General features: G+C 71.7%; 16 protein-coding genes. 10 read left to right on the plus strand and 6 right to left on the minus strand.

Going from position 1 to position 22,173, the window contains the following annotated elements; all coding sequences use genetic code 11:
- Positions 1 to 339 precede the first annotated feature (339 nt).
- The 6 genes from WME96_RS04210 (at position 340) to darG (ending at position 6,563) form a co-directional block, all read left to right on the plus strand.
- Positions 340 to 900: a hypothetical protein gene (locus WME96_RS04210; protein ID WP_437288888.1), complete on the plus strand. Its 561-nt coding sequence runs from the start codon at positions 340 to 342 to the stop codon at positions 898 to 900.
- Between the two features lie 673 nt (positions 901 to 1,573).
- Positions 1,574 to 2,305, plus strand: coding sequence for a CPBP family intramembrane glutamic endopeptidase (locus WME96_RS04215; RefSeq protein WP_437288889.1), 732 nt, complete (start codon positions 1,574 to 1,576; stop codon positions 2,303 to 2,305).
- A gap of 16 nt (positions 2,306 to 2,321) precedes the next feature.
- A complete protein-coding gene (locus tag WME96_RS04220) occupies positions 2,322 to 3,815 on the plus strand; it encodes a B12-binding domain-containing radical SAM protein (protein WP_437288890.1) in 1,494 nt (497 codons plus the stop codon).
- A 17-nt stretch (positions 3,816 to 3,832) separates the two neighbouring features.
- On the plus strand, positions 3,833 to 4,669 hold the full coding sequence (locus WME96_RS04225) for an acyl-CoA desaturase (RefSeq protein WP_437288891.1): 837 nt from the start codon (positions 3,833 to 3,835) through the stop codon (positions 4,667 to 4,669).
- Positions 4,670 to 4,827: 158 nt separating this feature from the next.
- Complete coding sequence (darT, locus tag WME96_RS04230) at positions 4,828 to 5,478, plus strand: type II toxin-antitoxin system toxin DNA ADP-ribosyl transferase DarT (RefSeq protein ID WP_437288892.1); 651 nt, start codon at positions 4,828 to 4,830, stop codon at positions 5,476 to 5,478.
- A gap of 23 nt (positions 5,479 to 5,501) precedes the next feature.
- Positions 5,502 to 6,563: a type II toxin-antitoxin system antitoxin DNA ADP-ribosyl glycohydrolase DarG gene (gene darG, locus WME96_RS04235; protein WP_437288893.1), complete on the plus strand. Its 1,062-nt coding sequence runs from the start codon at positions 5,502 to 5,504 to the stop codon at positions 6,561 to 6,563.
- 120 nt (positions 6,564 to 6,683) lie between these two features.
- Here darG and WME96_RS04240 read toward each other — a convergent pair whose 3' ends face one another.
- Complete coding sequence (locus tag WME96_RS04240; protein WP_437288894.1) at positions 6,684 to 8,726, minus strand: DEAD/DEAH box helicase; 2,043 nt, start codon at positions 8,724 to 8,726, stop codon at positions 6,684 to 6,686.
- A gap of 46 nt (positions 8,727 to 8,772) precedes the next feature.
- Positions 8,773 to 9,219, minus strand: coding sequence for a hypothetical protein (locus WME96_RS04245; RefSeq protein ID WP_437288895.1), 447 nt, complete (start codon positions 9,217 to 9,219; stop codon positions 8,773 to 8,775).
- Positions 9,220 to 9,464: 245 nt separating this feature from the next.
- Between WME96_RS04245 and WME96_RS04250 the strand changes: the two genes are divergently transcribed.
- Together WME96_RS04250 and WME96_RS04255 are read left to right on the plus strand one after the other, a co-directional pair.
- Positions 9,465 to 11,111, plus strand: a complete 1,647-nt coding sequence (locus WME96_RS04250; protein ID WP_437288896.1) for a protein kinase domain-containing protein — start codon at positions 9,465 to 9,467, stop codon at positions 11,109 to 11,111.
- A 158-nt stretch (positions 11,112 to 11,269) separates the two neighbouring features.
- A complete protein-coding gene (locus WME96_RS04255) occupies positions 11,270 to 12,352 on the plus strand; it encodes a hypothetical protein (protein ID WP_437288897.1) in 1,083 nt (360 codons plus the stop codon).
- A gap of 357 nt (positions 12,353 to 12,709) precedes the next feature.
- Here the strand turns inward: WME96_RS04255 and WME96_RS04260 are convergent, their stop codons facing one another.
- From WME96_RS04260 to WME96_RS04270, 3 genes are all read right to left on the minus strand, one after another.
- Positions 12,710 to 12,973 carry a hypothetical protein gene (locus tag WME96_RS04260; protein WP_437288898.1) on the minus strand — a complete coding sequence of 88 codons (264 nt, stop codon included), beginning with the start codon at positions 12,971 to 12,973 and terminating at the stop codon, positions 12,710 to 12,712.
- Between the two features lie 957 nt (positions 12,974 to 13,930).
- Positions 13,931 to 15,412, minus strand: a complete 1,482-nt coding sequence (locus WME96_RS04265; protein WP_437288899.1) for a hypothetical protein — start codon at positions 15,410 to 15,412, stop codon at positions 13,931 to 13,933.
- Positions 15,399 to 16,409, minus strand: coding sequence for a hypothetical protein (locus WME96_RS04270; RefSeq protein ID WP_437288900.1), 1,011 nt, complete (start codon positions 16,407 to 16,409; stop codon positions 15,399 to 15,401). Before WME96_RS04270 ends, WME96_RS04265 begins: the two co-directional genes overlap by 14 nt.
- A 718-nt stretch (positions 16,410 to 17,127) precedes the next feature.
- On the opposite strand from WME96_RS04270, the gene WME96_RS04275 reads away from it, so the two are divergent.
- On the plus strand, positions 17,128 to 19,371 hold the full coding sequence (locus WME96_RS04275; protein ID WP_437288901.1) for a trypsin-like peptidase domain-containing protein: 2,244 nt from the start codon (positions 17,128 to 17,130) through the stop codon (positions 19,369 to 19,371).
- Between the two features lie 96 nt (positions 19,372 to 19,467).
- On the opposite strand, the gene WME96_RS04280 is transcribed toward WME96_RS04275, so the two are convergent.
- Positions 19,468 to 19,890: a hypothetical protein gene (locus tag WME96_RS04280; RefSeq protein ID WP_437288902.1), complete on the minus strand. Its 423-nt coding sequence runs from the start codon at positions 19,888 to 19,890 to the stop codon at positions 19,468 to 19,470.
- Between the two features lie 513 nt (positions 19,891 to 20,403).
- Here WME96_RS04280 and WME96_RS04285 point away from each other — a divergent pair.
- A complete protein-coding gene (locus WME96_RS04285; RefSeq protein ID WP_437288903.1) occupies positions 20,404 to 21,255 on the plus strand; it encodes a hypothetical protein in 852 nt (283 codons plus the stop codon).
- Positions 21,256 to 22,173: the final 918 nt, after the last annotated feature.

Below are 22,173 nucleotides of genomic sequence, written 5' to 3' on the forward strand. Positions count from 1 at the left end.
GGTGGGGCTCAGGCCCGAGCGCGGCGCCGCAGGGCGAGGGGCGTGCCCGCCTGCAATGGGGTAGTCTTCCAGTATCTGCCGAACGCCCATTCCGGTCGTCCAGCCATTCGGCTGCCCGGCGGCGCGGTGAAGAAGAAATACACAGCCTGGCAACATGCGGCATGACCGGATCACGCCGTCAAAGGGGCAGTACGGATCTTGTGCAGCCGCTGAGCCCGAGACACTTGGCTCGCGAGAACAACGCCGCGGGTTGCGTGAGGCCGCCGCGGGATGTAAGGACAGGGACTCGCCCCTTCCGGGCACTCCGTACTTTGTTTTTGTTTGTTAAGGAGGTCCTTGATGAATTCTTTCACCACGCGTCATCGGTTTGTCTCCACGGTGCTCCTCCTGTGCGCCCCGCTGCTCGCCGGGGCGTGCGGCCAGGCTGGTCCCGAGATCGACGCCGTGGACAGCGAGCCCGCCGGGCTCGTCTCGGCGGCGCCCGGGGGGATCAAGGGGAGCAAGCCCGGCCGCTGCAGGCCGACCGGCTGTAGCGGGCAGGTCTGCGCGGACCAGACCGTGTACACGACGTGCGAGTGGCGCGAGGAGTACGCGTGCTACGGCGACCACGGCATCTGTGAGCGCGACGCGTCCGGCCAGTGCGGCTGGCGACAGACGCCGGAGCTCGTTGCGTGCCTCGGCGGCGGGGGGGAGGTGCCGCCCGGCGACGAGCCCTGCGTTGTCACCGGCTGCAGCGGGCAGGTCTGCGCGGACGAGGAGGTGTTCACGACGTGCGAGTGGCGCGAGGAGTACGCGTGCTACGGCAGGCACGGCGTCTGCGAGCGCGACGCGTCCGGCCAGTGCGGCTGGCGGGACACCCCCGAGCTCGACGCCTGCCTCGCGTCGACCTCGGGCATCTGAGCAGCGCGCCGGAGGGGGCCCCCAGCTCCCGGTCCACGAGCCAGTCCCCCATGGGTCAGGTCGTCGTTGCCTTCAGCGACACGGACCCCGCTGACAGGGACAGGCGGCGACCTGTCAGGGACACGGAGAAGGTTGCCAGGGACAGGCGGCGACCTGTCAGGGACACGGAGAAGGTTGCCAGGGACAGGCGGCGACCTGTCAGGGACACGGAGAAGGTTGCCAGGGACAGGCGGCGACCTGTCAGGGACACGGAGAAGGTTGCCAGGGACAGGCGGCGACCGCGTCAGGGACACGGAGGCCACCGCCAGGGACATGAGGTGACGCGCCAGGGACAAGCCGGCGCGCCATCGCCTGTCCCTGGCGCGCCATCGCCTGTCCCTGGCGGCTCCCCCCGGCAGGCCGAGCGTAGGTGTGGGGAGATCCGACAACGGATCCCTGCCTGACCGGAGCGTCGACCGAGCGCCAGGGAGCCTCCAGCGCCTCACCACGGTAGGCTGACATCCGTCCGGGTTGCGCCGTGTTCGCTCAATCGGCGCTGCCTCCGCGCATGGCGCCCGTCCGTGGAAGGTAATCCGCGCCGCACCCCGCTCTCTCACCAGCCGCGGATCTCCCGTGCGCGCCGGGCGCCGTCCGCGGGGCGTCTCGTGGCATGTCGACTGCTCAGAGCGCCGGTATGACCATGAACGCTCCGGCGATCACCGCGCCCGAGGCGCGCGCGCGCAGCCTCGAGCCCGCCGGCGGGGCCGCCGCGCCCCAGCTCCGCGGTGAGATCTTCTCCTTCATCGCCCTCGCAGCGGCGCTGCTCCTCATGTCGCGCGTGGTCCAGCAAACGGTGGTCCCGGGGCTGCCCCCGGCGCTGCACATGGCGTATTCTTGGGGGCTTCTGCTCGTCCTCCTCGTCCCCGTGGCGTGGTACGTGCGCCGCCAGTCGCTGCCGCTCGCGCGGATGGGCGTGACCACGACCGGCCTGCGCCGCAGCCTGGCGGAGTCGCTGGTCGTCGCGCTCGCCCTCACGGCCGCCTGCTTCGCGCTGCGGCTCGGCGCGTGGACCCGCGGCGAGCCCCTGGTCACCTGGGGATCGATCGCCGGTTACGACGCGACCTGGACGGCGCTCTTCTTCGTCCTCTACGCGCCCCACTGCCTGCTCCAGGAGTTCGTGGCGCGCGGCGTGATCCAGACCTCCCTGGAGCGCTTCCTGCCGCGCTCGGGCCGGGCCGTCCACCTCGCGCTCACCTCGGCGTTCTTCGGCGTCTACCACCTCCATGTCTCGCTCGGCTTCGCCTTCCTCACCTTCGCCATCGGCCTTCTCTTCGGCGCGCTCTACGCGCGGCACCGCACCCTGATCGGGGTGACCCTCGCGCACGCCGCCCTCGGCCTCGCGAGCGTCGCCGTCGGCCTCAACTGAACCGGGAGCCCCCTCGATGCGCATCGCGATCATCTCGACGTACACGCACCCGAGCCGCCTTCACCGCAAGGAGCGCTCGATCATGCAGTCTTCCGTGCCCGAGCTCATCGCGGCCCTGTGCCCGCCGGGCGCCGAGATCGAGCTCTACAACGAGAAAGAGACGGATATCCCCCTCGATCGCGACTGGGACCTCGTGTTCTTCTCGTACCTGCACGCCTATTACGAGCACACCAAGGTGCTCTCCGCGCTGTTCCGGCGGCGGGGCATGACCACCGTGGCCGGCGGCCGGCACGCGAGCCACTTCCGCGAGGACGCGCTCCAGCACTTCGACGCGGTGGTCGCGGGCGACCCGGAGTCGAACGTCCCGGCGCTCGTCGCGGACTTCCAGCGGCGCGAGCTCCAGCCCGTCTACGCGCTCCCGCCGGTGCCGCCCGACCGTATCCCCACCTACCGCTACGATCTCATCGATTACCGGAACAACGTCGTTCGCCTGCCGGGCATCGAGGCGTCGCGCGGCTGCCCCTTCTCCTGCAACTTCTGCGTGCTGACCGGGCACGAGCAGTACCGCTATCGGCCCATCGATCACGTGATCCGCGACATCCGCGAACGGATGACCTTCAACCAGCGGATTCCGGGGGTGACCGGCGATACGTTCGCCTTCCTCGACAACAACCTCGGGGGCTCGCCGCGCTACCTGCGGGAGCTGTGCGAGGCGCTGATGCCGCTCAAGAAGATCTGGGGCTGCGCGCTCACCTTCAACGTGCTGCGCGATCCGGAGCTGGTCCGCCTCATGGGGCGGGCGGGCTGCCGTTACGCCTACACCGGGCTGGAGTCGCTCAACCCCGACTCGATCAGCTCGATGAACAAGGACCAGAACAAGCTGAGCGAGGTGCGCGAGGTCCTGCAGCGGGCGTCCGCGAGCGGGATCGTCCTGTCCTTCGGGCTGCTCGTGGGCGCGGACGGGGACACCAACGAGTACCTCGCGCGGGTGCCCGAGTACCTCCACGACCTCGGGGATCACTGCCCGACCTTCCTCGGGATCGTCTGCCCCTACCCGGAGACGCCCTTCTTCGCGCAGGTGGCGGCCGAGGGCCGGCTCCTGCCCGGGGTGACAAGCCGGGACCTCGACGGGTACACCCTCTGTCACCGCCCGGCCAGGCTGCACCCCTCCGAGACGATCGAGCACTTCCAGCGCCTGAGCCGCGCCCTGGGGAGCCTGCCCAGCGTGGGTCGCCACCTGTGGGGCCGGCTGATGACGAGCGATCTGCCCCGCTACAAGGCGTGCGTCGTGATGTCGGCGCCCGAGGTGCTGAGCCTGCGCGCGCCGCTCGCCAACCGCGCGCGCAGCTACATCGCCGGGCGCGACCCGATCGAGGCGTGGGACGCCGCGAGGATGCGGGAGCTCGACCTCGAGCCGCAGCGCGTCGACGCCTCGTCCTGCCGGGCGGATCCGCGGGGGCTGGCGCGGATCCGGCCGCGGCGGGCGCGCGGCTCCGCGGTGGCGGCGTGAGGGGGAAGAGGGCCGCGATGAAGGGCCGCGCGAACGGCGCCGCGATCGCCTACTTCGCCCTGGTGCACGCGCTGGCGGCCCTCGGGCTGCTGCTGCCGATCCGGGCGAGCTTCGTCGCCCTCGCGGCCGCGCTGTACGCGGCGCTCCACCTCTCGACCATCGTCGGCCTGCACCGGCTGCTGTCGCACCGCGCGTTCCGCTGCCCGAGGTGGGTCGAGTACGCGCTTGTGTCGGTGGCGATGATCAGCGGGCAGGGCAGCCCGATCGCGTGGGTGGCGACGCACCGGCGGCACCACGCGCACACCGATCGGGAGGGCGACGTGCACTCGCCGCGGCGCGGGCTCTGGTACGCGCACATGGGGTGGATCATCGACGAGGGCTCGACCGACGCGCGCGATCCGGAGAAGTACTGCCGCGATCTGGCCGGCGATCCGTACTACCGGTGGCTGCTCCGGTGGCGGTTCGCGCCGCAGGTGGCGGCGGTGCTGCTCGTGAGCCTCGCGCTGGGCTGGGGCGCCGTGCCGTTCGTGTTCTTCCTGCCGCTCGTGGGCTGGATGCACGCGACCTACCTGGTGAACTCGGCCTGTCACGCGCCCGGCTTCGGCGGCCGCGCGTTCGACACCCGCGACGGGAGCCGCAACGTGGGCTGGGTGGCGGTCCTGACCTTCGGCGAGGGCTGGCACAACAACCACCACGCCTTCCCGCGCGCCGCCCGCTACGGGATGGCGCCAGGGCAGCACGACCTCGCGTTCCTGTTCATCCGGGCGCTCGCGGCGCTGGGGCTCGCCTGGGACATCCAGCCGGGGCCGGAGGGCCGGGAGGGCGCGCGGGGGCGGGCGGCGGGGGGCGGATGAACCCAGCGCCGGATCCGCGGCCGCCATTCCAGACGCTCGGCGTACAGGACCGCCAGCGTGGCCGATCCGCCATCGCGAACACGTTGCCGCGAAGCGCGTACGGTTCGGGCTCTCCTCCACCTTGAACGCCACGATCATCGGAGCGATGCTCCGCCGCCGTGACGAACACGCCGCCGCCCCGGCCGAAGATTTACCACATCACCCACGTGGACAATCTTCCAGGCATCATTGCAGATGGCGGCCTCATCTCCGACGCTGCGATGATCGCCCGCGGCGGCCCGTCGGCCGCGATCGGCATGTCCAAGATCAAGCAGCGGCGTCTCTCGCTGCCCGTGCACTGTCATCCTGGGGACCACGTCGGCGACTACGTTCCTTTCTACTTCTGCCCGCGGTCGATCATGCTCTACGTGATCCACTGCGGGAACAATCCGGAGCTGACCTACCGTGGCGGCCAGGGGCCCATCGTCCATCTGGAGGCCGACCTTTACGACGTCGTCGCCTGGGCGACCACAGCGGGCCGGCACTGGGCGTTCAGCCTGTCCAATGCGGGCGCTTACTATACCCAGTTCCTGGCGAGCCTCCACGATCTGCATCAGCTCGACTGGACGTCCATCCACGCCACCGACTTCCGTTCGGCTTCCGTCAAGGAGGCCAAGCAAGCAGAGTTCCTCATTCACGGGTTCTGCCCGTGGACGCTGGTCACCACCGTCGGCGTACACTCGCCGGCCGTACAGGCGCGAGCGCGCGCGGCGATCTCGGCCGGGTCGCACCAACCCCGAGCCGTCGTCCAGCGGAACTGGTATTACTAGACGGGTCCAGGAAGAACGCGGTCATGATCGAGCTCACCAGAGGCGACATTCTCAAGTCCGACGCCGAGGCGCTGGTCAACACGGTCAACTGCGTCGGGGTCATGGGGCGCGGCATCGCGCTCCAGTTCAAGCACGCGTTCCCCAGGAACTTCGCCGAGTATGCAGCCGCGTGCAAACGCGGCGACGTGCAGCCCGGGCGCATGCTCGTCGTGGAGACCGGGCAGCCCGCCAACCCGCGGTACATCGTCAACTTCCCCACGAAGCGGCACTGGAAAGGCAAGAGCCGCCTGGCGGACATCGACGCCGGGCTCGAAGCGCTGATCGCTGACGTGAAGCGCCTCCACATCCGCTCGATCGCCGTTCCGCCGCTCGGGTGCGGCCTCGGCGGGCTCGCCTGGGCGGACGTGCGGCCAAGGATCGAGAGAGCGTTCGAGGTTCTCCCCGATGTCCGGGTGCTCGTGTACGAGCCGTCGGGTCCACCGGCAGCCGGGCAGATGACCCGGTCCGCCGACCCTCCGGAGATGACGCCCGGCCGAGCCGTGCTCGTGGGCTTGATGGAGCGTTACCTCCGCGGGCTCCTGGACCCCTTCGTCTCGCTGCTCGAGGTGCACAAGCTCATGTATTTCATGCAGGAGGCTGGCGAGCCCTTGCGCCTTCGCTACGAGAAGGCGCCGTTCGGCCCGTACGCCGAGAACCTCCGTCACGTGCTCGCCCGGATCGAAGGGCACCTCGTGACGGGCTACGCGGACGGCGGCGACGCGCCCGAGAAGCAGCTCCAGCTCGTCCCCGGCGCCGCCTCCGACGCCGCCGCGTTTCTGGCAGGGCATCCGGAGACCCGAGCACGCTTCGATCGCGTAGCCGATCTGGTCGAAGGCTTCGAATCGCCGTTCGGCCTGGAGCTCCTGGCGACCGTGCACTGGGTCGTGACGCGCGAGGTGGTCGCGGAACCGGCTGCGGCCGTCGACGCGGTGCACCGCTGGAACGAACGTAAGCGCGCGTTCTCCGCGCGTCAGATCTGGCTCACATGGGATGTTCTGGCCTCGAAGGGATGGCTGCTGTCCGGCACACCGACGGCCAGCGGCTGACGACCGACACCAGCGAGACGGGCTCGGAGCTGCTCCTGCTCCGCTGAAGCGTTCGGCCTCGAGGTGGACAGCAGGACAAGCGCGACCGCGAGCGAGCGCGGGCGCGCTCCGCCGCGGAGCTCAGGTCCGGGGGCGACGCCGCGGGGGAGCCATGCCCGCCGCGCCGCCGCGGGGCTCGGCCGCGCCGTCCCGGGCCTCGGCGGCAGCGCCGCGGGCCCGGGGTTTGGCAGCGGCGCCGCGCGTCTCGTCGGTCGTGCTGGCCCGCGGTCGGGCCCCGGCCGCGCTGGCCCGCGGCCTGGCCTCGTCGGTCGCGCCGACCCGCGGCCTGGCCTCGTCGGTCGCGCTGGCCCGCGGTCGGGCGCCGGCCGCGCTGCGACGCGGCCTGACGTCGTCGTCCGCGCCGCCGCCGCCGCGGGCCTCGTCGTCGCCGCCTCGCGCCTCGCCCGGGGCGTCGTGGTGGTCGCGGCGGACCTGGACCTTGCGGCCCTTGATGCGGGTGGCGCGCAGCGCCTCGATCACGGTCTCCGCCGCGTCGGCCGGGACCTCCACCACGGAGAAGCCGTCGGCGATCTGGATCGCGCCGATGTCGCGGGAGCTCAGCGACGCCTCGTTCGCGATCGCGCCGACGAGATCCGCCGGGCGGATGCCCGCGGCCCGCCCCGCGCCGATGTAGAGCCGCGCGACGTTGCCGTCGGCCTCCCCTCCATCGCGCCGCGGCCGGGCCTCGCCCGGGCGACCGCGCGCGCCCGGAGGGCCGCGCCGCGCTCGGTCGTCGTAGGCGCGCCCCGGCGCCGGCGGAGGCGGCCGGAACGACGGGATCTCCGCCTCGTCCTCGGGCCGGTCCCCCTCCGTCGCGCGGTGGGCGAGCTTCACCGCCGCGGCGGCGATGTTCATGACGTCGAACTCCTCGGCGAGCTGCTCGACCACGACCCGGAACTGCTCGGCCCCGCCCTCGAGGAGCGCCTCGCGCAGCGAGGCGCGCGTCAGCTCGAGCCGCCGCGCGCGCAGGTCGGCCACCGTCGGGAGGGTGGCAGCCTCGATGCGCTGGCCCGTGAGCCGCTCGACGTTGCGGATCAGGTAGTGCTCGCGCGGCTCGACCAGCGTGATCGCCGCGCCCTCGCGGCCGGCGCGGCCCGTGCGGCCGATGCGGTGGACGTACACCTCGGCCTCGCAGGGGACGTCGTAGTTGATGACGTGCGAGACGTGCTCGATGTCGAGCCCCCGCGCGGCCACGTCGGTGGCGACCAGCAGGTCGGCCGCGCCGGCGCGGAAGCGGGCCATCACGCGATCGCGGTGCTCCTGCGAGAAGCCGCCGTGGAGCGCCTGGGCGTCGTGGCCGCGCGCGCGCAGCGCCTCGCTCAGCTCGTCCACCTCGTTGCGGGTGCGGCAGAAGATGATCGCCGACGACGGGTCCTCCACGTCGAGCACCCGCGTCAGGGCGGCGGGCTTGTGCGCCCGCGGCACGATGTACGCCGTCTGGCGGACGCGGGGGAGCTCGCCGGGGGCCGCCTTCTCGGCCGCGATCTTGACCCGCACCGGGTCGCGGAGGTGCCGCCCGGCGATCGCGGCGATGCGCGGGGGCAGCGTCGCGGAGAAGAGCACGGTCTGCCGCTCGGCCGGCGTGGCCGAGAGGATCGCCTCCAGCGCCTCGGCGAAGCCCATGTCGAGCATCTCGTCGGCCTCGTCGAGCACGACCGTGCGGATGCCGTCGAGCAGCAGCGTCCCGCGGCCGATGTGGTCGAGCGCGCGGCCCGGCGTGGCCACGACGACGTGCACCCCGCGGCGCAGCGCGCGGAGCTGCTGCCCGAACGGCTGGCCGCCGTAGACCGACAGCACCTGCACGCCGAGGCGACGGCCGTAGCGGTGCATCGCCTCGGCCACCTGCATGGCGAGCTCGCGCGTGGGCACGAGCACGAGCGCCACGGGGCGGCTGGGCGGCTCGCCTCCGATCTCGAGCCGCTGGAGGAGCGGCAGCGCGAAGGCCGCCGTCTTCCCGGTGCCGGTGGCGGCCTGCCCGAGCAGGTCGCGCCCGGTCAGGAGGTGCGGGATCGCCTCGCGCTGGATGGGGGTGGGCTCTTCGTAGCCGAGCTCGGTGAGCACGCCGAGGAGGGCAGGCCCGATGCCGAGCGCGGCGAAGCTGACAGACGAAGTGATCGGTTCCACGGGGGCTCCCCGTCTCATGGGTTCACGCCGGCGTCATGGCAATCCGTCAGCCGAGCTTCGCGGCGAGGGCGCGGTACCGCTCCGGCAAGCGCGCGGCGTCCACCCGGCCGAGGAGCGCGCGCGCGCCATCCCGCGCGCGCGGGTTGCCCTCGGGCGCGCGGCCCACCGCCTCCAGGTAGAGCTCGAGCGCGCGCCTGCGCTCCGCGGTCGCCTGCGCGGCCCGGCCCCGGAGCTCGAGGATCTCGGCCTGCTCCGCGCAGAGCGACGCGTACGCGCCGATCTTCTCGTGGTCGCCGAGCAGGGTGGCCGCGCCCGCGGCGTCGAGCCTGTCGAGCATGTCCCGCATCGGGCCGAAGAGCCCGTCGGCGGTGGTGCGGACGAGCAGCTCCGCCTCGTCGAGCTGGCCGGCGCGCCGGAGCCCGGCGATCCGGCCGACGGCCTCGGCGAGCTGCTCGATCATGCGGAGGAGGTAATCGCGCTGGCGGATCGACATGAGCGCTCCTGGTATAGCCGCTCGCGGTCCGGGGCGCGCCCTGAACATCCACGGCGGTGCGATGGCGCTGCACGCCTGCCCGTGGCACGCGGCGTGTCTGCTCCGCGGCGAGCGCGAGACCGGACCGCGATCGACCGCAGGACGCCTGGAGACGGAGCAACCGCGCCGAGGACTGACCCACATTCAGCGCGGCTCACCCGATGAGGTCCGTTCATGGCGCCCTGGCTCCGCCGCGAGAGAGGCTTATGTCAACGCTGAAGGCGCACCCGCCCGCCGGCGCGGGAGCGACGATCAATGACAAATACAGGCTCGTCGCGAAGATCGGCGAGGGCGCCATGGGCTCGGTGTGGTCGGCGATCAACATCGCCACGGGGCGCGAGGTGGCGCTCAAGCGGATGATCCGCGCGGAGCCGGAGCTCCGGGTCCGCCTCGAGCGGGAGGCGCGGAGCTGCGGAGCGCTCCAGCACCGCAACATCGTCGATGTCTATGACATGAGCGAGACGGACGCCGGCGAGCCGTTCCTGGTGATGCAGCTGCTCTCGGGCGAGACGCTGGCCGACCTGCTGCTACGGAGGCGCCGGGTCGAGCCGGAGATCGGCGCCGCCATCGGCAGGGACGTCGCGAGGGGGCTCGCGGCGGCGCACGCGCTCCACATCGTCCATCGGGATCTGAAGCCCTCGAACATCTTCTTGCACCGGGAGCCGGGCGTGGACGGGTGGGTCGTCAAGGTGCTGGACTTCGGCGTCGCCAAGAACCTGTCGATCAACGACGGACTCCACACCATGCCAGGCGGGATGGTCGGGTCGCCGCTGTACATGAGCCCGGAGCAGGTCAGGGCGGAAAGGAACATCGATCATCGCACCGACATCTGGACGCTCGGCGTCGTCCTGTTCGAGATGCTCGCCGGGGAGCGGCCGTTCCGGGGGGACGCCAGGGAGGTGTTCGCCGCCATCCTGACGGGCGAGATCCCGACGCTGGCGCGGGTCCTGTGGCGCGCGGACCGGCGGCTCGTGGACATCGTCGCCCGCTGCATGCGGCGGAACCGCGAGGAGCGGTTCGGGACGGCGGCGGAGGTGGCCGAGCTGCTGGATCGGATCGCGACGGCGCGAGGGGCGCTCCCGTCCGGGCCAGAGGGCGCGCGAGGAGCGCCGGAGGCGGCGCCGCCGCAGGCCGTCGCGCGAGGCCCGCTGTCCGCGGCACCTTCGTCGCGGACCTCGGGCGCCGACGGTACTGCGAGCGCCACGGACAGCGAGAGGGCGGCAGCGAGCCATCGACGCGATCCCGGGAGCTCGACGACGCCGCTGATCACGAGCTCGTCCCAGGTGAACCTCGCTGTCGGGGTGATCCCGCCCGGAGCGCCTGCGCCGCCGACGCGAGGCGGCGGCTCGAAGCGGAATACCCGGGTCGCGGCCGCGGCCGCGGTGGCTGCCGTGAGCGCGCTCGTCGCGGCGGCGCTGGTCTTGCCGGAGAGGCGTGCGCTTCGCGAGGAGGCGCCGGGGGCGCCCGCGGCGCCGGTGGGAGAGAGCTCCGGGTCGCCGGCGCTGTCGCCGCAGCGGCCGCCGGAGCCGCGCGAGCTGGCGTCTGCGCCCTCCGTGTCGGCGCCGAGCGCGGCGGAGCTGGCGCTGCCGCCTGCCGCGGGAGCCGAGGGAGGTGCGACGCCGATGTCGGCGGAGGGATCGGGCCTCGGGCCTGAACCCGCTGTGCCGGTGCCATCATCCAAGCCGCGTGTGGACGCACGGCCTGCTGCCACGAGCGCCGAGAAGCCGCCTATGCCCCTCCGTCCCTTGGCCAGACCGCCGAAGGCCGAGCCCTGCGCGGGAAAGAAGGGATTCGAGCGGGTCCTCTGTCGCGACAAGGCAGCGCGAACGCGCGGCCCCTATCACCCGTTGTGATGAGACGTCGCGAGTTCCCGGGGAGGCGGTCCGGTGGACCTCCTGGGCCTGCCGCGCCGCAGGGGCGGGCGGGGCGGCGAGATGAACGGGACGGCGGTGCTCCTTCGCCGACCGGGCGCCTTCATGAATCCATGTCATCGACGCGCGGGAGGTACACCATGGCGGGTGTTTCGACGACTTCTGTCCGGCGCGCGGCCGGAGCGGCGCTGGGCGCGTTCTTCTGCGCGGTGACCGCGGGTGCGGTCGCGCTGGCGCAGACCGGCGGTGAGCCGGGCGCACCACGCGACGGCAGCACACCGGCTGTGAGCAGCTACAACATGGGCGTCGCGGCGGCGAGGGAGGGGCGTTGGCCGGAGGCGTACGCAGCCTTCCTCGAGGCGTGGAGGCTCAAGCAGCATTTCCAGATCGCGGCGAACCTCGCGCGGGCGGAGCTCAAGCTCGGAAAGCACCGCGACGCTGCGGAGCACATCGCGTTCTTCCTGCGCGAAGCCGAGGGCGTGAGCGAACCCGATCGGGCGCTCGGGCGTCAGATGCTCGATGAGGCCAAGGCGCACGTCGCGACGCTCACGCTCGTCGTGAGCCGCGCGGGGGCCACGGTGCTCGTCGACGGCGTCCCCGTGGGGACATCGCCGCTCGGGCGGGAGGTGTACGTCGAGCCGGGGGAGAGGCGGTTGGAGGCGCGGCTGCAGGGCGAGACCCCGGCGCAGGCCTCGGCGGCGCTGGCGCCGGGAGCGTCGCAGGAGGTGGAACTCCGGTTCGTGGAGCGCGCCGCGGCGGCGGCGATTCAGCCCGGGGCGCCGCAGCGGCGCCCGCCCGCGGCTCCGCGGCGCCCGCCCGCGGCTCCAGATCACGGCGCCTCCGGGCCGAGCATGGCGCTCATCGCGGCGGGCGGCGCGGCCACGGGGCTCGCGGCGGGGACGGCGGTCGTCTTGAGGGTCCTCGCGGATCGGAGCGCGCGGTCAGGCAGCAACGCCGCGGTGCCCGGCGCGGACTCCTGCTATTCGAGCGGACCTGCGGCGCTCCATTACACCGGGTGCCTCGCGGTGGACGAGCACCGGACCGAGGCCGCGGGCCTGCGCAATGTCTCGACCGGCGTCTTCATCGCGGCCGGCGCGCTCGGCGCGGCCACCGTGGGCTATGCGCTGTACGGATCGTTGCGGGCCGGCGGAGGGCCAGCGGTGACGGCCGTTCCCGTGGCGCTGGCGCCCGGGGCAGGCGTCTCGCTGCGCGCGCGATGGTGACATCCGAGGAGTGAACTGGAGGGGCGACAGCATGCGACATGGTCTGTTCGAGGAGGTCCGTCGATTCCGGTGCGCCGCCGTGCTCGGCGCGGCGCTGTGCGCGACGGCGTGCGAGGAGGTACCGCCGTGCTTGCACTGTGGGCCGGGGGAGGCGGATTCGCCGGACACGTGCGGGGTGTTCGCGAAGGCGAGCGACAAGACGGGAGGCCTGGGGACAGGAGAGGATCCGTACGCGAGCCTGCAAGAGGCGATCGACCGCGCGGCGAGCATGACGGAGCCCCGGACGGTGTGCGCGTGCGCCGTTAAGGCGTTCACCGAGGCGGTGACGCTGCGCGCGGGGATCGAGGTGCGCGGGGACTACACGTGCGATGAGGCGTGGAAGGAGAGCCCGGGAACGAAGAGCACGATCGAGGGGCCGCCGGGGCAGGTCGCGTTGACGTTGACGGAAGCGGCGGCTGGGGCGAAGGTGCAGGGGTTCGAGATCAAGGCAGCGCCGGCGACGCAGCCTGGTGGGTCGTCCATCGCTGTTGCCGTGGCGAACATCGCGGCGACGCTGAAGCAGGTCAAGGCCGTGGCCGGCGACGCGATGCCCGGCGCGAACGGCGAGGCGCCGACGGGCACGGCGACGGCCGGGGAGGACGCGCCGGCGGGGGATGCGGCGAATGCGTGCGTGGCTGCCCCGAAGGGGGGAACCCCCGGAGTGACGATGTGCGGTGTCGTGGACACCAGCGGTGGCGCGGGCGGCCCTGGGGGGACGGGGCTCTTGCACTCCGGGGCATCAGGTGTGGACGGCAAGCCGATGTCGGAAGCGATGCAGACTGGCAAGGGGGGCTTGGTTCGGCAAGGACTCGGTGAAGTCGGCCTTCCCGGTACCCGGGGCGGCCCCGGGCAGTCTGGCGGCGGCGGCAAGGATGCGAGGCTGGCGCTTGCCGGCATCCTGGGCGGCGACGGTGCTCCCGGTGGGATCGGGACACCGGGGCAGGGAGGAGGAGGGGGAGGAGGGTCCAACGTACTGAACTTCTGCCCGCAGCGAGATGGATCCGCAGGAATCGGAACTGGCGCGAGCGGCGGGGGTGGAGGCGCGGGCGGTTGCGGCGGCGTCGGCGGCACAGGCGGGAAAGCCGGAGGGTCCAGCATCGGAATCGTGAGCCTCGGAACACTGCTGGTCCTTGACGAGGTGAGCGTCGAGGTTGGAAACGGGCGTGACGGGGGAAACGGGGCGGCAGGGCAACAGGGCGGACGAGGAGGGAGCGGCGCAACAGCCGGCGTTTGTACGAGCGACCCAGATGAGGACTACGCGGGAGCTGGAGGGGACGGTGGTCGTGGCGGTTCTGGCGGTCCAGGAGGCGGCGGGCGCGGCGGGTATGCGATCGGCGTCGCCTACGCAACCGCCCCTCACACGATACCGTCGCTGCATCCGTTGATCCACGGAAGGGCGGGCACCGGCGGCCTGAATGGACGAGGCTCTTCCGCCGAAGCCGGCGCGCCCGGTGGCGCCGCCGCGTGCTGGCGCTTCGATACGAACACGAGCTGCGCGCAGTAGCCACGCTCTCCCGCGCCTCGATCGAGGCCAGCGGCCTATCTGAACACAGGTGCGCTGTCGAACACCGTCGGCTCCGCGGTCTCTGCGGGGACCGGCGCCGGCGTCCTGCGCTGAGTCCACCTCGCCGGAGCTCGCTGCGACCCCCGGCCTTGCGCCGTCCTGGTGCCTCGCGCAGCCGCCGGCGGCGCTTCCGGTGAGCTCGCGGCCACCCTCGCCGGCGAAGGCGCTGGCGCCGCCACGTCCGCCTCGCCCTCAATCACCGCTGCCGGCCGCGCCGCAACATCCGCTCTCTTCTCTTCGTCGCCCGCCAGCTCCGACAGGACGCCGAGCACCGACGCCACCGCGGCCAGCGTCGCGCTCGCGCCGACGACCGCCCCCTTGATCCAGCTCCGCCAGGCCGCCCTCTCCACGACGGGCGGCTTCTGCGCCTGCTCCCCCTCCGTCGCCTCGGCGCGCCCGCCGCCACGCGCCCCATCGGCCGCGGCCTGCTCGTCAGCCGCGGCCTGCTCGCGCCGCACGGCCTCCGCGTCCGTGCGCGCCGCGCCCTCGGGCGCACCGGCAGCCTGCGCGCCCTGCGCCGCGTAGCGCTCGCGCCAGCCCACGGGCTTCAGCTTCTCCGGCTCCGCTCCATACGGCCTCGCGCCGAACACCGTCCGGGCGATCTCCGCCGCGTCCTCCGGCACCTCCTCGATGCGCAGCAGATGGCCGTGGCGATCCTCCGTCGCGACGTCGCGCTCGGCCACGAGCCGCACCGAGAGCCCACCCGGGATATCGGCCTCTCGACCGGTGGTGATCGCCGTCCACTTGATGTTCGAGCGGAACAGCACCGCCGCGAGCCTCGAGGCGACGCCCGCGACGGCCCCGAACGGCTCGTCGTCCCCGTGCACGACGACCACCCGCCTCGGCTGCGCGCCCGGATCCGCGGCCCACACCCAGGAGAGGTCGCTCCGCGGCAAGCGCGGGAGATCGTCGAACGCCTCGACATAGCGCGCCAGCACCCGGGACACGCCGTCCGGATGCTCGAGGACCGCGCGCACGTACGCCCGATAAAAGGCGCCCGCGGGAGGCTCGGAGTCGCCTCCGTTCATCGTGTGACGGTGGAACGCGGCCGCCGCCTCGAGCAGCGACGCCGGGCGTACCTCGCGATCGACGGCGGCGATGCCATGGGCGAACGGCGGGTGCCCCCTGCCCGCGTGATCCGTCGCGCCGCCGATCCGGAACGCGAAGATCAGGGCGATCGCGCCGTGACCCGCCTCGTGCTGCGTGTCGTCGCGCGAGAGATTGCCGATCGCGAACGCGTGCGTGCCGTTCGTCTGCGGCTCGATGTATTTCATCAGCCGCGCCATGTGGCTGAAATGCGTCGGGGTGAGCAGGCCCTGGGGGATCTCCGGGCCGTACATGAGATCGATCTGGTGCTCCGGGACGTTCCCGTGGAGCACATGATACCACGCCGCGTCGTCCGCGGCGCGATAACGCGGCGGCTCGTAACCAGCGGCGCTCATCTCATTTCTGCGCATGAGATCCGACCTGGGGCGGCGAGAGTCGCGCTGTCTGGGAGACGGCCGCCGGCGCGACGACATCCTGCTTGATGCGCTGGAGGAGCTGACCGTCGTAGGCGTGCTTCGGCAGGATGCGCTCGACGAAGTGCGAGAACAGGTGGTGCGTGCTGTGGCCGTAGCTCGCCGAGCCCACGAGCACCCGCGTGTCGACGTGGTTCTTGAGCCGCTCGATCGCGCTGATCAGCGGCTGGTAGTGCCTGTGCGCCTCCAGCTCGATCTCGGCCGGCGTCCCGGAGAGGACGTCGGATTTGTTGATGAACAGGACGACCGCCTTGCACGCGGTCAGCGTCTTGGAGCCGAAGAAGTAGCGCAGCGATTGCGGCTGAAACTCGCGGATCTGATCCTCGATGCGCGCCGGATCCACCTGTCGTCCGTCCTTGGCCGCGAGATCGACCACCAGGAGAAGGCCATGGACCTCTTCCACGACGAGCTCGTGCTGGGCCTCGACGAGGTGCTCTCCGCCCCAGTCGCCGATCTCGAAGATGTGCTCGGTCAGCTCTTCCTTGGTGGACACGTGGCTCACGGTCCGCTCGTAACGCTCGATCTTCGTCCCCTGCATTTTGCCGAGGTCGACGAGGGGGTTGGCCCACTTCAACGTGAGCGAGGTCTTCCCGGTCCCCTTGATGCCGAGCGTCAGGATCTTGTACCGCTTCTGCGTGACCTTGGGCCGGGCGTCCAGCTCCCTCCGCAGCCACTCGATCTCTCGTTGCTGCGCGTCGAGCCACTCGACCTTCTGGCGCTCCTCGCTCCGGGCGCGGTCGAGCGCCTCTCGGTCCTGGGCGCGCTCTGTTCGTATCTGCTCGAGCTGCGCGCTGGCTTGACGGAGGGCCTCTGTGTTCCGGGCGGCCTCGCGCAGCTGTCCTTTGAACGAGGCCGTCCGGGCTGCGAGCCAGGCCATGCCGGCACCGCAACCGAGCGTCCCGAGCCCGAAGAGGATCGATAAATCTACAGCCATTTTGACACACCTCGCCCCGTGACAGCGTCGACCGAGTCGCTGTTCCCGGCGGACGGCCCGCGGGCCCCGGGCCCGCTGGCCTAAGTGCTATCACAGCGCGCCTGGCCGACCAGCCGAGTCCGGGCGTCGCCGCTGGCCCACGGTGCCGTGTCCGGAACGTCGCGCGCCGCTCGAAGGAGCGTTGCCAGGGCCGCACTCCGCCGCACCGATGTGCAACAGCACCCCGGGCAAGGCGGTCACCGACGTACCGTCGGGCTCGCGGCGCGCGCCCGCGGGAGACGCGTGGCCAGCCGCAGGACGCGCTCGACGATTCCATCCCGGCGACAAATGTCACACCTCGGCGCATTCACCGTGGCACCACCACACCCTCGCCGGGCGGCGGGCGGGTCGGGAACGCCGCGGAAATAATCTGAAGGGGCGCGCCCCGAGGCGGCATCAAGCCCTGTGTGCTGCCCGGGTCCTGGCGGCGAGCGGTCACCTGTATGCTCCGGGTCGAGGCGCGCCTCCCCGGGGTCTGCCGGGCGGCCATCCAACTCTCCCCGACGAAGGTCTGCACGTGCACACGAACCAGGGCATCAGAAGGCATCGGCAGCGCGGCACGGCGGCAGCCTCGCTCGCCGGCGTGGCCGCGTTGACCTTCGTTGCTTGCGCGGATCTCTCTGTCCCGGAAGACGCAGGAGGATCCGGTCCGCCGCCCGCGACGTCGGGAGAACCGCCCGTGACCGACAAGGAGCCGCCCTTCATGGGGGAGAGGCCGCCCCTCCTCGGGGAGGAGCCGGCCCGGGCATGGGAGGGGGCGGTCCGGACGACGGGGCTGGTCGCCGGTCGCGACCCGAGGAACGCCTACCTCCGGGCCGTCGGGTCGCTGTACCACGACTGCACCGGTTTCCTCATCAAGACCGGCGACGACGTCGACGCGCCCGCCTACGCGCTCACCGCAGGTCGCTGCGTCAAGTTTCCTCTGGATACGCCGATGTATTTCGACGTGAGCGTCGACGAGGACCCCGAGGGCGCCCTGATCTTCACGTTCAACTATTTCAACGATACGCCCGACGACGAGCTGGTCCATGCGATGGGGATCCGGATCGCGTACGTCACGATGAAGGGGACCGACCTCGCCCTGGTCGAGCTCGACCACACCGTCGGTGAGCTCCAGGCGCTCGGCATCGAGCCGCTCCCGCTGGCCGACGCGCCCCCGGCGGCGGGAGAGCCGATCGAGCTCGCCGTGGTACCGCTGCAGCAGGACGGGGGCGATTACTACACCGAGCCGTACGTGCGCCGCGCGCGCTGCGCGGAGGGCGACAGACGACCCGACGTGATCGAGCACCAGTGGCACTGGTACGACATGCACGTGAACGACTGCCGCGGCATGGGCGCCGGCGCCTCGGGCGGCCCGGCGCTCGACCGGCGCGGGAGGGTCTTCGGGGTCTTCACCACGCATTTCAAGTCGGCCGGGCGGGTGGACCCTTGCTACCTGGATTACCCGTGCGAGGTCGGCGACGGCAAGCCCGAGCGCAGCGTCGAGGGCGCCGGCTACGTCGCGGATGTCACGGCGATCGCCGGGTGCTTCGACGCCGACGGCCGCTTCGATCTGTCGGCCGCCGGATGCGCGCTGGATCCGGGAGGCCATGACTCCCCGAGCAGGGCGCCGTCGCGCGTCACCGCGCCGACGCTCGGCGAGCCGCCCGAGCCGAGCGGCTGGGACGTCCGCCTCTCCTCGACGGCGGATACGCACTACCGCTACAAGGTGGGCCCGGCAGCGAGCGTCGACTGCCGCGCCGCGGAGGGATACTCCGACCCGATCGCGATCGAGGACCAGCGCCTCGCGAAGCTCCCCGTGCCCGCGGAGGAAGGCCTGTATGCCCTGTGCGTCCTGACCGGCTCGGGCGACGTCGGCGGCGCAGCGTGGCAGTCGACGGATCACCCGACCGTGATCCTCAAGAAGGTCCGTGAAGCTGCCCGCGTCGAATCAGGCCCCGACGCGGGCGACGTCACGACGGAGCAGGCGTTCGACCTCGCGAACCGGGCGGTGGACGCTTATCGGGACCACATGCGGGATCACCAGGCCCGCTTCGCGGTGACCGCGGGGACCACGACCGACACCAGGCTGGAGATCGCGGCCGATCGCACCTGGTACATCCACCTGGGCTTCGACTTCCGCAAGGAGGGCGTGTCGTCGCCCGACATCGCCTCGTTCATCGCGTGCCACGAGATCGGCCACGCGCTCGGGGGCTTCCCCTTCAAGCGATCGCCTGCCCAGCACAGGCAGGTCGAAGGGCTGGCGACGGGGCAGTACGGAACGGTGAGCAGCGCGGAAGGCCAGGCGGATTACTTCGCGACCAAGGAGTGTCTCCCGCGCCTCTGGTCCACCGAGCGCGAGGTGAACGCCCTGTTCCGCGGGACGGTGACCGAGTACGCGAAGGCGCGCTGCGACGCGGCGTGGGAGGGCGTCGACGCGCAGGACCTGTGCTACCGGATCGCCGCGGTCGCCGAGGGCTTCGGTCGCTGGGCGAGGAGGCCGGGTGACTCCCGTCCTGTCCCCGATCTGAGCACGCCCCACACCGACGAGGTCACGTTGACGGAAGCGAACAACCCCCCGCTGCAGTGCAGGGTCGACACCCTGCTCCAGGGGGCGCTCTGCCCGACGAAGTTCCGCGGCACCGCCATCCCCGGCCTCATCCAGCCCTACGATCAGGTGCTGACGTACAGCCCCGAGGTGGAGGCGGCCGCGGCGCCCGACTCGTGCACCGAGGGGACGGGCTCGCGCCCCCGCTGCTGGTTCGCGCCGAACGCCACGGAGCCCGACTGCACCGGCATCCCGGAGCTGGGGATGTGCGACGTGATCGATGGGCAATCCGTGCTGATCCAGTGCACCCCGGAGAGAGGCATTCAGACGTTCGTTTGCCTGCCAGATTTCCCCTGCGGGATGGATGAGGAAGGCTGGTCGGACTGCGGTCTCTAGCGCCGCGTCGCCCAGGCTCGGGCCGAACAGGAGCTCCAGCCCGGCGTGCGGCCCCTTCAGGGCGTGCACCTCGCCGCCGAGGTCGCGCGGCGTCGCCTACAGCGGGGCGAACGTGCACGCACCGCCGGCGCAGACGGCCCTGATCGCGAGGCACGCAGGCGTGCCGTAGGGGCAGTCCATCCTCCGATGCTCGCGACATACGGTCGCGTTGAGGTGGGAGATGACGCGCCTCATCGGCTGCACGCCCGCCCTGTTGACCACCTCACCGCAGGTGCCGCCGCAGTCGGTGCTCGTATCGACAAGGGTGCAATCGGCGCTGGTAGCGCATGCCCGGTAAGCGGCCCGGACGCGCTCCACCTGGCTGGATGCGTGGGCACGCCGCTGCTCACAGGCCCTCCAGTCCACATTTCGCTCGTACTCCGTGGGTTCCATCGTGTCGGTGAATCCCGCGATCGCGAGCGAGAAGGAAGCCAGGGCAAGGAGCGCAGAGATCCCCAGACGGAGCCGGTTCGTCTTCATGTTGCCTCCATCGCGCGCGTGCTCGTCCTCGCCGGCGACGCGGGCGCATCGCGCGGCTACTCGCCTGTCATGGGGCTCCCCCCGCGGGAACGGAAGGCGCTCGATGGCGTGTGCCACGGCACAATCCGGGCGGGGAGGAGGTCCAGGCGCTTCTGTGGGTGTCAGGAAACTTCGGTCTTCCCGGAGAGGCTGACGACCGCAGTCTGGCAGGCGGCGCAGCGGCGCTCCCGGGCGTCGCCCTGGCGCCGTCGCGGGCACGCGATGCGCGCATTGTATCGTGCGGCGATACTCTATTGGCTTGATCATCGCGACGTCGCGGCGCGGGAAGATCTTGCCTGCTCCTCCGTAGTACGGGTCGATGGCGTTCCTGGATGGTCGGGCAGGCTGCCCGGCCGTTCGGCCCTCTCTGCCCAGGAGAGCGAGCGAAACACCAGGATGTCGGCACAGTCACACAAAGGCCCCTCCGGCCGGGATCCCAGGATGCCCCGGCGCGGCGAGGCAGGAGATATCGCGATGAAAACGACATGGGTTTGTGCGGTCGCGCTGGGGCTCTTCGGCGCGTTGGCGGGCGTTGGCTGCGGCGACGCTGAAGATCCCGGCGCGTCGGGGGGCGGCGACACGGCGCCGGTCTCGCTCGACGCGTTCGCGGGCGAGTTCGCGGACGCGTACTGCGAGCGGATCTACAGGTGCTGCGATGCGAACGAGCAGGCGCAGGTCCTCGAGCTCTCGAGCTCCAAGCCCGAGAACCAGGAGGAGTGCTCGGCCGAGCTCGCGCCGCTCCTGTCGCTCGTCTCCCTCGAGAAGAAGGCGTCCGTCGACGCGGGCCGGCAGAGCTATGACGGCGAAAAGGCCGCGCGCTGCCTTGCTGCACTGCAGAGCACCTGCGAAGGCGGCCTCGGGGGCGACGACGGTCCGTTCGATACGACCCTCGAGTGTTCCACGATGTTCGTGGGCAAGGTAGCCGATGGCGACGCGTGCACCGAGCACGACGATTGCAGCGGTGCGGGCTCGGTATGCGTGGACGACGTCTGCACGCCGCCCGCGCCGCCCGCGGCGGAGGGGCAGCCTTGCTACCTCACCGAAAACTGCCAGGAGGGCCTGGTATGTGAGTACGTCGAGAACGGACCGCAGTGCGTCAAGCCCGGATCGAAGCCCGATGGGGAGGCGTGCGCGGGCAACTACGAGTGCGCGAGCCGCTACTGCGATCTTCACAGCGTCTGCGTGGCGCAGCGGGAGGACGGCGCGGAGTGCTCCTTCTCCGGCGAGTGCAAGAGCCTCGACTGCGATCCGGAGACCTTCACCTGCGCGCCGGCCGAGCCGGAGCCCGAGCCGACGGACGACGAGCCGGTCTGCGACGGCAGGTGAACGTCGACGGCCGCGATGTCGGCAGCGTCGTTGTGTGGCCCACGGCGCAGGGCTGAGGACGGGGCGAGGCTGTGGGTGCGCTCGAGCCTCGCCACCGGCGCAGCGCTCGTGCATCCGTCGCTTCCCCGCGCTTACTGGACGATTCCGAGCTGGCGCATCAGCCCGAGCCCGTCGGTGACGCGCCAGTGCTCGACGATCTTCCCTCCACTTCCTGGTGCATCGCCGTCCGGGCTCGCCCGCGACCACAACGCGTCCTGGTCCCTCGTCGCCCCGCGGCGAGGCGGCGGGCGCGCCGGCGGTGTTGTCTTCGCTGGTTCATGAGAAAATCATGAGAACAATGAACCACAGAGGCACAGAGGGCACAGAGGGGAGAACGAGAGGGAGATGGGAACCGAGAGAATCTATCTCCTTTCCTCTGCTCTCTCGCGTCGAGGCGCCGAGCGGGGGAGAGGCGCTCGAGCGACCCGGACAACGGGGGCGCAGACTGCCCGGGGACGTGCCTCCACGCGGGCGAGATCGAGTGACAGCACGCTGAGCGCCCGACGCCCCGGAGCAGGGCGTCGGCTCCAGGGCCATGCCCGCGGGCCGTTCGCTCGCGCCGCCTCGCCGTCCAGAGCGATCGGCGCCGCCATCCGGCGAGCCACCGCTGGTCTTGCAGGGGTGGTCTGGTTCGTGTATTGCACGACGGAGGCTCGATTCAGGGCCTCCCGAGCGACACGGGCACGGCCAGCGCGGAGCTCTCACGAGCCACGACGACGAAGATCTCCTCCTCTGGCAGCAAGCGATCCTGTCCGACCGCGGGACGCCGTGTCGCAGACGACGCTGGATGGCCACAGGAGCACTCATGAGGAACAAGTCTCGGGCTACAGGCGGCAGCCGCGTTCCCCCCCGCCGCCATCGCGCTCGCGGCGCCGCGAG

Origin of the sequence: Sorangium sp. So ce406, from assembly GCF_051474675.1 — a bacterium.
GTDB lineage: Bacteria > Myxococcota_A > Polyangia > Polyangiales > Polyangiaceae > Sorangium > Sorangium cellulosum_G.